Consider the following 15,108-nt stretch of genomic DNA (forward strand, 5'->3'; position numbering starts at 1 on the left):
TGCTGAGTTTCTGTTTTCGATGAAAAAATTTAATTAAGCCAGCGTGAAGGTGATGGTCTCCTGAATAAATGGAGCCACAATCGCCAACACAGCACCCGGTTCACGTGAACGCTCCAGACCCATGGTGTCGACAGGCAGATCACCAGCAAATGAACCCGATAGAGGGAACTGCAAATCACTTAATAAAGCCGCGTGGCGGGCTTCAACAGAAACAATTTTACCGGCAGTCAACAGATAAGCGCCTGTTTTCAGATACTTACCAGCACCGTTATAGGCCGATACGCCGGTGTCTTCAAACTGACGGGCTACGTCGATAACGACCGACCGCTGTTTGAAGTTGATACCACTGAAATTAGGCGTCAGGCCAGGAATGGCCGCAGAACCCAGTGCTTTTTTGAAAAATTCGCGGTGAATAACTTCATGGTCGCGGATGTCGGTAAACATCGTGCGCTCCATAGCCGTCATTTCTGAATAGGGGTTGGCCAACAGCATCTCGTAGTAAGCTGCTTCGAGCTGTTCCAGCGCGTAGGCGTAGTTAAGAATAGCAACTTCACCAGTGCCTAAGTCAACCGTGATGCCATTGCTCATTTTCCGGGCATACTTGCTCAGATTGTATTCAGGAGTCGATGATACTGCTACCTCGTCTGTTGGTGTGCAAGAAGACAGGATCCCACCCACTACTGCAGCCCCACCTACATAACGTAGGAACGACCGACGGCCCACGCCTTCCACGCGGGTCGGCGACTCAGGCAATGTGTTAAGTTCTTCCATAATCGTAGAATATAAGAATCGGTTAATCTTTCGCCGGTTGTTCGGGAAAGCTTATGGTATACGATGTCGGGAAGACTTTGGATTTTTTATATTGACGGAACGGGAAAAAAAAGATGGGTACTGCTGAAAGTACGATTATGTATCTACGGCAAGAAAAGTAAAGTTACAAAAGGTTGGTATATTACAATATTAACCCTATAGGATAATAGAGAAGTGGGCTTCTGTATCTTACCTGTTTTTTTGCCATTTGATTGGGTCAACCATGGGAATCGGGTACGTATCGCCGATACCGACGCCAAATTCGGCCTGTTGCTGTTGGGTTAGCTCAGACACCAGATGCACCTTGTCGCCAGGTACGTTGGCCAGTTCCGGAAGCCAGTGTTTTACATATAGACCCTGCTCATCGTATCGGGTGGCCTGACTGTATATGTTGAAGTACCGGGGCTGCCCGTTCGGGGCTTCGCGTGGGTCGTTGCCTACACCCGCCACATAATTCCAGTTGCCCCAGTTGCTACACGGGTCATAATCGATCAGCAGGCTTTCGAAATAAGCCGCCCCCCAGGTCCAGTTGAGGCCCAGATCGTTTACCAGAAAGCTGGCCACATTTTGCCGGCCCCGGTTGCTCATGAAGCCCGTTGCGTTCAGTTCGCGCATGTTGGCGTCGATCAACGGAATGCCGGTTTCTCCCCTGGCCCAGCGTTGAAATAGATCAGGATCGTGATTCCACTGTTTTTTTAGTGCGTGTTTGATGCCGCTTGGCTTAAACAGCCGCGAGCCGAAACGGAGGGCAACAAACCGGAAAAAGTCGCGCCAGATCAGTTCGAAAATCAGCCAGTAAGTCGACTCGTTGCCGCCCCGGTCCTGTTCATAGCGTTTTATTTCGTGGTAAATAAATCGGGGCGATAAACAGCCGTGGGCAAGCCAGGCCGAAAATTTGCTCGAGTACGCTTCACCTAGCATCCCGTTGCGGGTAGCCTTGTAGGTACGTATCAGATCGCTCGTCCAGAGGTAATGCTCAAGGCGGGCGAGGGCTACCGATTCACCACCCTTAAATGAGATCGCCGCCCGATTATCGGTTTGTAGTGTTTCCGTGAAACCCAGTTGCTCCAGCGTTGGCAGATCTCCTGCCTTGATGCCGGTAGGCATAACGACCTGGTCTGGCGTAGGGTCCAGTTCACGTACCTGCGCCTCTTTCTCAACGCGGGTTCTGAACTGAGTAAACACGTCCGGGAGTTTAGCAATGCCAAATGGCAAGTCTCTGATATGATAGAGCGTACTGCTCCAGAATAGTTCGATATCGATGTTAAGGGGTTTCAGCCGTTTCGACAACGCCGACTCTACGTCTGTTTCTTCCGATGTTACCTCTTTGCTGGCATACACAGCCCTGGCATTGATCTCCTCGGCCATGTCGGCCAGTATCTGAGCCGGATCACCGACCCGAATAATCAGATCGGCCCCACGTGCCCGGAGCGATTGGCGCAGGTCAGCCACACTTTCGAGCAGAAAATTGGCCCGGAAAATGCCCGTTTTTTTAAGGCCAAGTTTAGGTAGTTCCCGAAATTGGGCCGGATCGAACACGTAAACGGGCAGTACCTCAGCGGCTTCGGTACAGGCTGCCGTAAGGGCGGGGTTATCGTGAAGCCGCAGATCGCTGCGGAACCAGTAAAGAATACGATTGGGAGATGACATAGGCGGATACGTACCCGAAACGGATACGGTAAATCAACCCGGGGTGAAGCAAAAAGATTAGCGCTGCGCGCAAAAAATGCCCTGAAACAGCCCGATTTCATTTAGTGGGCCGCTTCGGTAAAGGCACATTCCCGGATAGTAATACCGGCCATTGTGGTCGGTATGGTTTGAATAACGCGAACAGTTCCGTTCTGGATAAACCGTTCAATCTGGTAATTCCACTGCTCATCGACCACGAAAAAATGTGGAATCTGATTCGGGTTAAAATTAGTCAGCGTTTTGATGGCCGCCACCCGGTACTTCGTCCGGATCGCTTCCAACGTATGAAAACCCACCGATGCGCCCAGGTCATTGGCTGGATGGAAGGCTGATGCGCGGTCTAACAGGAAGTAGACCGGGCGCTGCTTGTGGCTGTAGAACCAGACCGGTATAAAGTTGATCGACGACTCCAGAAAAACCGGGTATCGTTTATCCAATTGATCAACATATGACATAACCGTAGTTGGTGCCAGCGACACCTTCCGGCTCTGGTAGAACAGCAGGCCAGCCAGCCCAACCAGATAAACGGGCAGTATCCATACCCCTGCCATGCGTACGGATCTGCCCTGCAAGAAGCGGCGGAACAAACCGGTTCTTGGGCGGCTGGTTACAGATTGTTGGCTGGTGGCAGAGCGGATGCCAACGAAATAATGAACGGCATAAACCAACTGGTAGATGACCAGTAAATGGCTCGGCCAGAGATAACGACTGATGAATACAGATGTGTGCAACAGGCTGACAGCCAGTGTTATAATAAGGGTTGTCAGGTAAAGAAAGCCCGCCAGCAGGTACAGCATGAAGGCCTGGTCGGCAATGGCATACCGAAATCCGTTTCTTAGTTTAGGAATGGCAATAAAACCAAACAGGGCGATCAGGCCCAGAAACCGCAAGACAACCACGAGTGAGAACAGACCGGTTGCTTCCAGTTTTGCCGAGGGAGTGGGGGCCAGTTCGCCAACAATGCTGAAAAATGACCGTAAAGTCGGAAGCGGAATCCAGGAGTGTGGTTGGCCCGCTCTGGCCTGAATGGCGAAACTCGGGTACCAGATCAATAGCCAGCCAATACCAATCAATATGAACGTACCCAGCGCGTAGCCGTAGTAACGACTACCCGACCAGATCCAGAGTAGACCGAAAAAAGCCCCCGCCGCCGCTACGTAGAAAAGGCCGAAGTTGTGGGTCAGTACCACAAGCAGGCCAATAAGGGTGTGGGCCAAGAGCAAACTCCCTTTCCACGGCTGGCGAATCAGTTGGTGAAGCGCCACAAAGTAGAGCAGCGTCAGCAGCAGAAACAGCGGGTAAGCCCTGATCTGCGTAGCCAGTGTGCTGTTCAGAAAGGTGAGTCCGGCCAGCAACGTCACCAGCACAAAATTGACAGCTGGCCGGTTGAGGAAGTAAGTTATATACTGATAAAATATAGCCAAAGTACTGGCAAAGAGCACAACAGATACACTTTTCAGGAACACCACGTTCATACTGACGGTGTGGGCGAGTAGCCAGTACAGATTCGCAAACAACGGCGGATTGGCATCCAGACCACTGACGATCGCATCGTTCAGGTGAGTCAGTGACTGGTCGGAGATGAGCAGGTAGCTTAACAATTCATCCATCCAGAGCAATTGCCGTTTGGCAAACAGCGAAGCCATGAAGCTGCCGGCAAAAAGAACAAAAATAAGCAAACTGAACAGCCACGTTTTGCGGGCAACAGGGCGCATGAAAGACGGTCAGACTGATTGTGGAAACGGACGATTAATTTGTAGACGTTAATATATGATCATGTTTTTAAATCATAGATACAAAGCCGATTCACTGGTCGTTATTGTGAGCTAATATGTTGTGGGGACTAGCTGGGTCAGGTACGTAGGGCTGGTTGGCCTGTGGTTGTGAAGTACGGCTTTCTGCTGCCCTACATCAGTGGCTCCGCTCAACGGCCAGTTTTATGCCCAGCAGAATGAAGAGGGTGCCCGTAAACCGATTGAGCCAGGTTTTAATCAGCTGATTACGCTTAAAACCAGCGCTCATATTGGCCGAAAAAATGGCCAGCATCAGATTCCAGATCGTGCCAGTCAGGTTGAACGTCAGGCCCAGAAGGAGAAACGAAACGGATGTATGGCTGTACGTTTTCTGAACAAACTGTGGCAGAAATGCAATGAAGAATAACGCCACTTTGGGGTTTAGTACGTTTGTTACTATTCCCGACACGACGAGTTGCCGGTAATTGGTTTTGGTCATAGCAGCCACATCGAACGCTGTGTCATCCCGCGTTAGGATCATCCGAATACCGAGGTAAAACAGGTAAGCTGCCCCCAGGTATTTTACAATGTTGAAGGCCAGTTGTGACTCAGCAATCAGGATAGACAAGCCAAAGGCGGCCAGAAATGTATGCACCAGACAACCCACCGTGATCCCCAGCGCCGAGTAAATCCCCGCCTGCATTCCCTGCGAGAGGCTTCTGCCCAGAATATACATGGTATCTGAGCCGGGCGTCATGTTCAGTAGGATACCGGCCAGAACAAAAGCAGCAAAATTGTCGATTCCGAACATAGGTGATAAACGGGCATTGGACCCACGAAAGGTAACGCTGGCTGGTTAATGGGTGGAATAAAAGCGTGCGGGAAGTTCAAAAAAAACGTTGGCGACGTACCTGAAGGCGTAAGTAAAAACGGATTGAGCGTACTGAATAAAACGATCCGGAATACCGGCCAGCAGTGGGCTTTATCCAAGCACGCGAAGTCCGGGTCAAGTGCAAGCCGTAGCCATCTGATCGGGTTGAATTGAACATGCTGATCAAGCTACAGCTAAACACGTCAGAATGTAGTTAGTTGGGTAAAAACCGGATTATCACCCGCCTGTTTTTAGCCTTGTTTTGTTCCGAATCATTCGCGGCTTCGGGCGAATCGGGGCCTTCCCAAGTGGCTATAAGTTGTTCGTCTGGTATGCCATGTTGCCGTAAATAGTTGATCACCATTCTGACACGGTATTCTGACAAGGTTATGTTCAGGTCGCGCCTGCCCACATTATCTGTATAACCGGTAAGCTGAATTTTCGTGATCTTGTGGCTGGCTAAAAAGCTGGCTACCGAATCCAGGGTTGTCTTGGCGCTAGGAGTGAGATCATAACTGCTCTGGTCAAAATAAAGAAGTCTGGTTGCCATACCGGGCTCCAGTTTAGGTGATGTCAACTCTTCAGGGTTATCAAATAATATGGCTTTAAACGTGAATCCCTGGCCAACGATCAACGTTTCGCGCTTCAGCACACGGCCATTTATGAGCGACGAGGTGAGCAGATATTCGCCAGGATCGATGTGCTCCAGGGCTATGTGCTTCAGGTGATGACCGGGTCTGAATCGCAGGCTGGTTACGTAGGCTGGATTATCTGGCCTGGTTAGCGCATAAGCAATGTTAATGCTGTCTGGAGCGGTAAAATAGAGCGATAGTCGAGTGGGCGATTGCACACTACTTGAGTCATTGGGGCTCATTGGTACATCGACCATGAAGCTGGCGTTATCCGTTGTTTTTCCAGATAGTTGTACAGGCACTACAATGGTATGATACCCCGTCGCCTCAAAAAGAACAGCTTTAGCAGATGCCGGAATCTGACAGGCGAACTTGCCGGAACGGCTGGTAACCACTACTCGTTGTTTTTGGCCTCCCGATTGTGTGTAAGCTGCAATGGACACTGAAATGCCGGTGGCCATATCATAGCATCTGCCATGTAGCCTGATTGAGTCTGCTGCCTGATGTTGCTTTTCCTGATAAAAACGGCCGTTGAGTAGAGGAACCAGAGCGAAAAGAATAGCCAAAAACATACACGTTGATTTCCCTAAGGGTTATTCCCTGAAGTTACCCGATCTGTCGCAAAAGAACCATTTCAAGCTATCCCAAGCCTGGAATGTTAGTAGGCGGTATTGGCTTTCAGATAACTCACGTTCTCGTTAGTTTCCAGCATCGGTGACTTATTCAGTAATGTCAATTCGCCAATACCAGGCTCAGGAAATGGGTAACTGCACTCAGAAAAGAGCGGTAAAACGCAGGTGAAAAGTGTCAGCGAAAAGCTGCAGAGAAGCACATCAGACAAAGCTGCGGCTAATAGCTTAAGCAGTGTACCGGTCAGATTGCCGAAAGGTAGTGCTGTTATCTGGGTAAAAACTGGATAACGACCCGCCTGTTTCTGAGCCGGTTTGATTCCGGATCATCTGAGGTGGCAAGCGAGTCGGGGCCCCTTCCTGTAAGGAATAATTGGTCTGGCCGAACACCTTTCTGTTTCAGGTAATTCGCTACAGTCCGTGCCCGGAATTCCGACAAAATCACGTTTAGATCGCGCCGTCCAATGTTCTCGGTATAACCAGTTACGTTTAGTCGGATGGTAGGCCGTTGTATCAGAATGGTGGAAACAGAGTCTAGCATCATTTTTGCGGCATCGCGCAGGTCGTAACTGCTTTGGTCGAAATACACCGTTGTGGGGCTGAAGAACTTAGCAGGCCTCTCTTTCGGGACAGGTGCTGCAACCACTACGGTCGCTACTGCAGCACTGGAGGTGACTACCTGTACCGGGTCAGGTTTTTTGACAATGACGGCCAAAAAATTAGAGCCAGGATTAATCTTTACCGTGTTGGTAAACAGTAATTCCCCGCCTGCTGATGTGGCAGTAACCAGGTACGTCTTTCCCGGTTTGACCGTGTCGATATTGAGATTGGTCAGGGGCTGCTTCTGATTCCATTCTGGTTTCATAGTCAGCGAGATACCCGATTCTTTTCCGTCGATTGGCACTACTTTGTAATTGATTTCGAGGTCAGCAGGTACGTCGAAATTCAGGCATAACTGATTGACAATCGCTACTGCCTGCCAGTTGGGTGCTCCCATTTCCACGGTAAGCCTGAATCTGGCATTATCTGATATACCCTGATTGAATTTGACCGGAATAACCGCCTGCCTGAAGCCCTCCGATTCAAAAACGATCGTTTCGGTTAAAACGGGTACCACCAGATTGAACCGGCCGGTGGCATCGCTTTCACCTACTTTCACTTTACTCTGTTTGTACAAGGCAAAGGCACTGCTCTTGAGCCTGGCTTTCGTAACCGCATTGAGGCAACTCCCCTGAATCTTCACCAACTGAAGATTATGCAATTCGGCTGGATCATGCAGAAAAAGGCTACGCAGACAAAAGAGACTGGCGATGATATAGGTAAGCATACCGGCTGACATTCCTGATAGTTGTACCATACTCTTTTTACAGAGCAGTACACCGTGAAACACAGGAGTTGCAGCAATAAACAGGCCTAAATTGATTGCAGGGTAACCGAAAAAAGTAAAAATTGCCCGGCAAAATTTATTATTTTCAGTCTACAGCTATGTACTACCGAAGCCCTGGCTTCGGTAATTGAATAAAGTATCGGTTTTAAGGCTTCCGATGCTGTGCTGTTAAGTCCCTGATGGGGCAAACATGATATAATCTCTCAAATCTTCCGCGTGCTGACCGGGCCGTTTTCGAGGTTCAGCACGCCGCGGGGACAGACAGACGAGCAGATGCCGCAACCAACGCAGGATGACCGTACGATGTCTTGCCCTTTCTGAGCATACGCTCGCACGTCGATACCCATTTCGCAGTAGGTAGAGCAGTTGCCGCAGGAGATACATTGGCCGCCGTTGGTAGTGATACGAAACCGGGATTTAAACCGCTGAACAATACCCAGATACGCCGCCAGCGGACAACCAAACCGGCACCACACACGACTACCCATGAGCGGATAAAAGCCCGTGCCTACCACACCCGCGAAAATAGACCCGATCAGGAATCCGTAGGCTTTACGAACGCTGTACGAATCGAGGAAGCCGAAGAGGGCGCTTTGGCCGGAAAAGTAACTGTACAGCACCAGCAGGGTCATTACCACGGCGAAAACCAGCACGCTATGCACCAGTACGCGCTCGACCTTCCAGGCTTTCAGGGTCTTGTCTGATAAGTGCCGATACGGATCGCCGAGGGTTTCGGCCAGGCCACCGCAGCCGCAGACCCACGAACAATACCAGCGTTTACCCACGAAGTAAGTGATCGTTGGAACGCCCACCGTGGATAAGGCCGTACCCCAGACAAACATGAAAATGCCCAATGTACCCGCCTGTAGTTTGGCGTTGATCTCATAGTCAAAAAAGAAGTCGTAGTCGAGGGGCCAAATGCTTTTCAGGTCCTGGTAAGGGGCATTCAGCAGGCTCATCAGCTCTGGAATCAGAAAGGCGAAAAAGAGCTGGAAAGCCATCACAGAAACGGTTCGGTATTGCTGGTACCGACTGTGGCGGTAGTTAATCAGCATTCGAACACCCATGACCGTCACGGCGGTGGTATACAGAAAGCCGTAAAGAAACCATTTGCTGGCTGGCCCACCGTTCAAGGCACGGCTGAAGGGATCGACGAGCGCGGTCCAGTTGGTGAGGTATTCGGCGTAGAAGTAGAGCAGGATGTAAAACCCGATCAGGAACGTACCCACAAGGATACCGATCCAACCTCGATGCGTGGCGGAATGGCGCATGATGCCGTTGTTCCGAACGCCGGGTTTATCATTCAGGCGGGGCAGCGAATACAGCAACGTACCCAGCGCAGCCAGCCCAATGCTCAACCAGAACCAGATACCCTGATTGGCGGGGCCACCGAGGGCACTTCGTTTGGTAAGGTCGAACAGGTAGTCGTCGTAGATGACGGCTTTCCAGTTCTGTTTGGCCTCCTGCTCGCTGTTATATGTGTTGATAACGTTCCGTACATCGTGGATAAAGCTGAGATTACCAGCGTACGTCTTGTTCAGGAGGGGTGCCAGGCGGGGTTGTAACACTGTTTGGTGCTCCGGTTTCAGCGTTTGTTTTACCACGTCGGTTGTCAGCCGGAACTGGCCGAGCGTGAGTATGTAAATGAAAAAGGCAAAACCGATGAGAAAGAGGCCGAGGCCAACGGGGCGAAGCAAGGCAGGAACGTGCATAGGGTAGGAGAGTCTACCCAAATATACGCGCTGGAGGTGGTGAAGGTTTTAATTTTGGTGTTTACAGTTTTCTGTCTTCTGTTTGCAGTTGCGCTCCCTTCGAAAATAGTGTTCAATTGGCGAAGCAACCGCAAACTGTAAACAGAAAACGGCAAACCTTTTCAAAATGACCATCACGTTTATTGGCGCGGGGAATGTGGCCTGGCACCTGGCTCCGGCTCTTGAAAATGCGGGACATCATGTACTGGCCATCTACAGCCGGCAGCTGACGCACGCCCGGCAACTGGCATCGATGCTCTACGATGCCCGGCCTATTTCAGACCTGAATCTGGCCAGTAATGCCTCGCAGCTGTTTATTCTGGCCGTACCCGATAATGCGCTCGACGAGGTTTGCGCCCGGCTGGTATTGCCCGAAAACGCCACACTCGTGCACACGTCGGGCGGTTTGTCGCTGGAGAAGTTGCAGCAATTAGTGAGTGTCTACAGCGACGTGCCGGTGAAAACGGGTGTATTTTATCCGCTACAAACCTTCTCACGTGGTTTGGCACTCCTTGATTTTGAACAGATTCCGCTTTGTATTGAAGCCGATAATCCTGAAACCCAGCAGCAACTGGTCACGGTAGGTCAGGAGATCAGTACGATCGTGTACCTGGTCAATTCGGCCGAACGGCGGGCGTTACACGTGGCGGCAGTGCTAGCCTGTAATTTCAGCAATCACCTGATGGCGCTGGCCAAAGATATTACCGACGAGGAAGACCTTGAATTCGACTTACTAAAGCCGTTGATCCGCGAAACGGTACGTAAAGCGCTGGAAGCCAGACACCCCTCCGATGTGCAAACCGGCCCTGCCCGCCGTAACGACACCAAGGTGATTGAGAACCATCTGACGTACCTGCGCCCCAAACCCAACGTGGCCCGTATCTACGAACTACTTACCGAGAGCATACGCCGCCGGACCTAGAGTAAACATCAATTTTTAGCCAGGCCCTGGTTCAGCGTACGGATTCGGCGGCTTAGCAGGCGGATGATGTTGCGGAGAAGCTCGTCACGTTCTTCCATCAGGTCGTAAAAATCGTCCTGGTCAATACGGAATAGCAGCACGTCGCCGTGGGCTATGACGGTGGCCGATCGGGGCTCGGCGTCCAGCAGTGCCAGTTCGCCAAACACGTCGCCCTTGTGCATTTCGGCCAGCGCCTGTTGCCCATCGTAAATGCCCACGTTCCCGTCGTGGATAACGAACAGGCTGGTGCCGAGGTCGCCTTTACGAACAATTTCCTGCCCGTCAGAGAAAGACACCTCCTTCATGATGGGGGCAATACTACCCAGCACGTTGGCGGGCGTATCGGCAAACAGGCCGGTGTTCTTCAGCAGAAAGACCCGTTCAATCGTTGAGGTGGATGCCGTGGTGGTTGCGTGGTGCATAGGCTGTAAAGTGTCTGTATCAGAAAGGGTATCGTCGGTGGGCAGGCAAAGTACGGTCCATTCGGTAAACGTATCCTGACCCTGCTGGCCTATGTAAAGCCGGATAGATTGGTCGGATGCGGTTTGGTGAACGTGCGGGCTAAGCAGGGCAATTCGGTCTGGCAACGACAGGGCGGTATCAGACAGGGCCAGCAGGCCAGCATAAACGGCGCGCGAATGGGTGACCGAGGTTTTCGCACCCGTCATATTTTCCAGCAATTCCAGCGAATTGGCGCGGCGTTCTGCTGTTTGGTGCGAGAGGCTCTGGCGCACGTTTCGAACGGTTTCGCGGTCGTAGAGGCCCATCAATAGTAACAGAATCCGGTCAGTAACTACGGTCAGTTCATAATCGAGGGCCTCGGCCAGTAGCGGGCTCAGGGGCTCGGTTCTTCCCCGCAGCAGCCGGTATGTCAGCGACAACTCATCTGTCAGCAACTGATCATATAGCGTGTTGTCGCGGTCTGTGGGAGAAAATGTGTTCAGCGCATCGAGTAGTGGGCCGCGCCGGGTTGGCGTGGCGTTGGCAAGCTGATCGAGCAGCCAGGTACGTGCCGGTTCAGTGCCGATCCTCCCGGCTACAGTAGCCGTCCGTTTGAGCAGTAATGTGTTATCAGACAGTGTTTTTAGTTCGGGTAGCAGGGGAAGGGCGTCGTCGCCGAGGGCAATCAGGCTGGTCATGGCCGTTCGGCCGTAGCGGCGATGCGGCAGGAACGTGACCAGTTGATGCCGTATGTCGGCGTCTGGCTGCCAGGCCGCTACACGTAGTGCTGCCTCTACCACTGTTGAATCTGTACCCTGCAAACTAGCGGCTATAAATTGAGTTAGCCCCGGTAGCTGAAGAGCGTCATGCCCTAACATAGCCAGGCAGGTCAGCGCCGCTACCCGCCGCTCCGGAATGTCTGAAAGGGCCAGTTCGTTCAGACTGGCCTGCGCTGCTTTATCCCGAAGATCAGTACGCAGATGGCCAACGATTGCTCCTTCGCGGGCGGGCATATCGGCCGTGTGAAGCAGCAGGCGCGCCACATCGAGCGAGCGAGCGGGCATCAGCGCTACATGACCGGAGGCAGTACGGGTCAGTTGCCCGGCGGCTTCGCGACGTACCACCGCATCGGGATCATGCTGAGCCAGATCGCCAAGGGTCACCAGTAGCGCAGGTACGTGTAGTGGGTCGGTAATCGTAAGCGCCCGCTGCCGAACGGCCGCTTCGGGATGATGCAGCAGGGCGTGGGTACGTTGCTGAAGGGCGTTGGCTGGTAATGAGTGTGCAAAATCGAGCGCATTCAGTACATCAACCGGGTTGGGGCTATCCAGGGCCTGTTCAACAAAAGTAGCTGCCGTACCCCGTAGCGTGACCTCGTCGGGGGCCATGAACCGGCGGCTGAGGGCGTCCTGTAACGTGTTGACATAGTGCCGGTAGGTACGTTGTATAAAGACGAACAGCAGTCCGCTAAGTCCAAATCCGGCCAGTAACAGCCATTGGTAGGACGATTCGCCCAGGGTATACACGAGCCAGAGGGCTATACCCGCCAGCGCAATGCCCACGGGTTCGTACAGGCCTTTTGCCAGCGTGTGCCCTTTCAGGCGTTGTTGCGGGGGCAATGGTTGAAACAAAACCAGTAATACCGGATCGAAGATGGCGCGGCGAACCACTTCGAAACTAATGTACAACAGGCTGAAATAAAGCAGTTGAGCCGTTTCGCTGGTAGGGCGCCAGGCAATGAGCCCGTAGGCGGCAAAGCCCATGGCTGCCAGAACGGGCAGGCTTCTCAGTGTAGGCATGATGCCAAACTTATCGAGCACTCGTCGCGAAAACAGGGCTTTTACGGCCATAGCCAGCAGGTACGTTACGCCCAGTACTTTACCCAGGGCCTGCATCACGTCGCCCTGGTCGTGGAATTTATGTTTTACGTTGATGAAAAATTCGTATTCGATACCGGCCGCTATCATGGCTACCGGCACCAGCGTCAGACAAACCGCCGAGATCAGATCACTGCCACCGAATAGCTGCGCTACCCACGGACGAGTGGTTCGGCCGGCGGTGCGAACGGGCCGGGCAGTTGCCTCAACCTTGTGTAGCCGGATGGTTCGATTGGTGATGAGCAACGCCGCTCCGTAGCAGCCAAACGCCAGCAGTAGCAACCAGACCAGGGGCCCGTGTCCGTGGATCAACGCGGCAAGTAACGCACCCAGCGCCTTGGCCGGCATATCGCCCGAACTGATGACGCCAAACAGCCGTTTGCTTTGCCTGACATCGAACACCAGCGCCGACACCGCCCAGAACTCGAGGTTGGTGAGCAGGTAGATGATCCGATACCCAACCATGATGGCGATGGCAACGGCAACAGAATGGCCCAGAACCACGAAGGCCGCAATAAGGGCCGTGAGCACAATTACCGACCAGAGTACCCGGGTGGCGAGTTGTTGCAACGCCAGATGGTGCTCGAAATGTGCGTAGATTCTACCCACCACCGCCATGCCTATTCCCGACAAAATGTAGGCGATGGGCAGGCTAGTCTCCGGGTGGTTCTCGAGCAGCAGTACGTTGGCTGCTACGTAGACCAGTACGGTGCCGATACCCAGCAAAAAGTTGTGCAGAAAAAACAACCGGACCGTCTTCCCCTCTTCTTCCCGGATGCCGAGGGAACGATTGACCCGTTGTGTAGAACTTGAGTTCGGTGAACGCGTTTCGACCATGTAGCAAAGAAAACCAAAAACCGTCAACCATCGCCGTACCCCGCGCCGTATAGCCCCGGCTTAACGGTTAAATAATAGAGAATATAGCTCATTCAGTAGGTATTTCCCGGAATACGGTTTTTGAATAAACCCATCTGGAAGCGTCTATGTGCGCTTTTACTGAAACCACCTTGCCCATGAGCCGCCTCATCCGCTATTCTCTGATCAGCCTGGTCGTATCCGTTGCGCTGTGTTGCTTGCCCGGGAAGCGTGATTTCCAGCCCACGTTTACGCTCATCCCGGCCGATACGGTCAACTTCAACTCCTTTGTCGACTGCAATATGGCCGAGGCATGGGTAGGTGATACCTTTCGTATTTTTCCGGGGAAATACGGCGAGGATCCGCTCTGGGGGGATGCCCGCGACCTGAAATTTGCCGATGGCCCAAATGCCGAGGCTGCATTTCTGAGCAAAAAAGAGGCATTCACGGAACCAGCCATGCCCGCAAACGTACCTGTGGGTGATGCCGGTCTGCACGGAGCCGTTTGGTTTGAAACGGTTTATCAGGCGGTAACCGATGCGTCGGGGCAGACATTGTATGCGGTGTATCATAATGAAAATTACCCCAGCACCCTGCCGTATGATCCGAAAACAGGTACAGGCTATAAAAACGAAAACTGGCCGGAAGGCATAAAAGAACCCGGTTCACCCTCGGCCGTATGCCGGATCGGTATCATGAAATCGACCGATGGTGGGCGAAGCTGGCAAAACAGAGGGCTATTCCTGGAAGATAAGCAGCCCCGGATGATTTTGAGCCCGCACAACAAATCGAAAACGTTTGCGGGCGGTGTGGGCGATCCTTCGGCGGTAGTCAGTGGTGATTATCTCTACCTGTTTTATGGCGAATATGGCTATCCGGGAACGTACCTGGCGGCCACCTATGACCCGGCCAGCGAACAGCGCGGTCAGTGTATCAGTGTAGCCCGGATACGCCTGTCCGACCTTGACCAGCCTGAAGGCAAGGCCCGTCGCTGGGACGGGAAGGGGTTCAACGTGCCCTACGATGGCGTTGGCGTACCAATAGCGTCGTTGCAAATTCCGAAAGCCGATGGCGGCGGACCAACCTCGTCGGCTAAAGCCGGGTATTACTGGGGGCCATCAGTTAGCTGGAATACGCACCTGAAGGCGTGGGTGATGCTGATGGCTAAAGCCACCGGACCATCCTGGGCGGGCAGCAGCGTTCACATCGCTTTCAATGAACATGCCGACCTCGGCGAAGCGCTCAACTCGCAGGACTGGACAGCACCGCAGGTTCTGCTCGAACGGGCCGGTTATTTTCTGTGGTATCCATCCCTGCAACCGATGAATACGCCGGAAGCCGTTGCCGAAAAACACACCTGCCTGCGACTAGGCCAACGGGCGCGGTTGTTTATCAAGCATATTCGGCCGGAAAAGAGCGTCTATATGTCGCAGTACATTGTGGCATTTGATCGGTAATGTAAATCTCGACAT

General features: G+C 52.6%; 10 protein-coding genes. 2 read left to right on the plus strand and 8 right to left on the minus strand.

Features of this window, described 5'->3' with window-relative positions:
* Positions 1–33: 33 nt before the first annotated feature.
* The 7 genes from J2I46_RS07070 to J2I46_RS07100 form a co-directional block, all read right to left on the minus strand.
* Complete coding sequence (locus J2I46_RS07070; RefSeq protein ID WP_207328311.1) at positions 34–771, minus strand: ferritin-like domain-containing protein; 738 nt, start codon at positions 769–771, stop codon at positions 34–36.
* A 228-nt stretch (positions 772–999) separates the two neighbouring features.
* Positions 1,000–2,460 carry a DASH family cryptochrome gene (locus tag J2I46_RS07075; protein ID WP_207328312.1) on the minus strand — a complete coding sequence of 487 codons (1,461 nt, stop codon included), beginning with the start codon at positions 2,458–2,460 and terminating at the stop codon, positions 1,000–1,002.
* Positions 2,461–2,561: 101 nt separating this feature from the next.
* Complete coding sequence (locus J2I46_RS07080; protein ID WP_207328313.1) at positions 2,562–4,214, minus strand: glycosyltransferase family protein; 1,653 nt, start codon at positions 4,212–4,214, stop codon at positions 2,562–2,564.
* A 196-nt stretch (positions 4,215–4,410) separates the two neighbouring features.
* Entirely contained in the window at positions 4,411–5,043 is a 633-nt protein-coding gene (locus tag J2I46_RS07085; RefSeq protein WP_207328314.1) for a LysE family translocator, read from the minus strand.
* Positions 5,044–5,317: 274 nt separating this feature from the next.
* Positions 5,318–6,301, minus strand: a complete 984-nt coding sequence (locus J2I46_RS07090) for an OmpA family protein (RefSeq protein WP_207328315.1) — start codon at positions 6,299–6,301, stop codon at positions 5,318–5,320.
* A 331-nt stretch (positions 6,302–6,632) separates the two neighbouring features.
* Entirely contained in the window at positions 6,633–7,691 is a 1,059-nt protein-coding gene (locus J2I46_RS07095) for an OmpA family protein (protein ID WP_207328316.1), read from the minus strand.
* A gap of 263 nt (positions 7,692–7,954) precedes the next feature.
* A complete protein-coding gene (locus J2I46_RS07100) occupies positions 7,955–9,463 on the minus strand; it encodes a 4Fe-4S binding protein (RefSeq protein WP_207328317.1) in 1,509 nt (502 codons plus the stop codon).
* Between the two features lie 115 nt (positions 9,464–9,578).
* On the opposite strand from J2I46_RS07100, the gene J2I46_RS07105 reads away from it, so the two are divergent.
* Entirely contained in the window at positions 9,579–10,424 is an 846-nt protein-coding gene (locus tag J2I46_RS07105; protein ID WP_310589014.1) for a Rossmann-like and DUF2520 domain-containing protein, read from the plus strand.
* A gap of 8 nt (positions 10,425–10,432) precedes the next feature.
* On the opposite strand, the gene J2I46_RS07110 is transcribed toward J2I46_RS07105, so the two are convergent.
* Positions 10,433–13,618, minus strand: a complete 3,186-nt coding sequence (locus tag J2I46_RS07110) for a cyclic nucleotide-binding domain-containing protein (RefSeq protein ID WP_207328319.1) — start codon at positions 13,616–13,618, stop codon at positions 10,433–10,435.
* Between the two features lie 176 nt (positions 13,619–13,794).
* Between J2I46_RS07110 and J2I46_RS07115 the strand changes: the two genes are divergently transcribed.
* Positions 13,795–15,093 (plus strand): hypothetical protein, encoded by a 1,299-nt coding sequence (locus J2I46_RS07115; protein ID WP_207328320.1) that lies wholly within the window; start codon positions 13,795–13,797, stop codon positions 15,091–15,093.
* Positions 15,094–15,108: the final 15 nt, after the last annotated feature.

Origin of the sequence: Fibrella forsythiae (genome assembly GCF_017353175.1) — a bacterium.
Classification (GTDB): Bacteria; Bacteroidota; Bacteroidia; order Cytophagales; family Spirosomataceae; genus Fibrella; species Fibrella forsythiae.

Excerpts from the sequence above, each read along its gene's own strand:
- J2I46_RS07075 (WP_207328312.1), bottom strand. The coding sequence starts at position 2,460 with ATGTCATCTCCCAATCGTATTCTTTACTGGTTCCGCAGCGATCTGCGG.
- J2I46_RS07110 (WP_207328319.1), bottom strand. The coding sequence starts at position 13,618 with ATGGTCGAAACGCGTTCACCGAACTCAAGTTCTACACAACGGGTCAAT.
- J2I46_RS07070 (WP_207328311.1), bottom strand. The coding sequence starts at position 771 with ATGGAAGAACTTAACACATTGCCTGAGTCGCCGACCCGCGTGGAAGGC.
- J2I46_RS07095 (WP_207328316.1), bottom strand. The coding sequence starts at position 7,691 with ATGCTTACCTATATCATCGCCAGTCTCTTTTGTCTGCGTAGCCTTTTT.
- J2I46_RS07115 (WP_207328320.1), top strand. The coding sequence starts at position 13,795 with ATGAGCCGCCTCATCCGCTATTCTCTGATCAGCCTGGTCGTATCCGTT.
- J2I46_RS07080 (WP_207328313.1), bottom strand. The coding sequence starts at position 4,214 with ATGCGCCCTGTTGCCCGCAAAACGTGGCTGTTCAGTTTGCTTATTTTT.
- J2I46_RS07085 (WP_207328314.1), bottom strand. The coding sequence starts at position 5,043 with ATGTTCGGAATCGACAATTTTGCTGCTTTTGTTCTGGCCGGTATCCTA.
- J2I46_RS07100 (WP_207328317.1), bottom strand. The coding sequence starts at position 9,463 with ATGCACGTTCCTGCCTTGCTTCGCCCCGTTGGCCTCGGCCTCTTTCTC.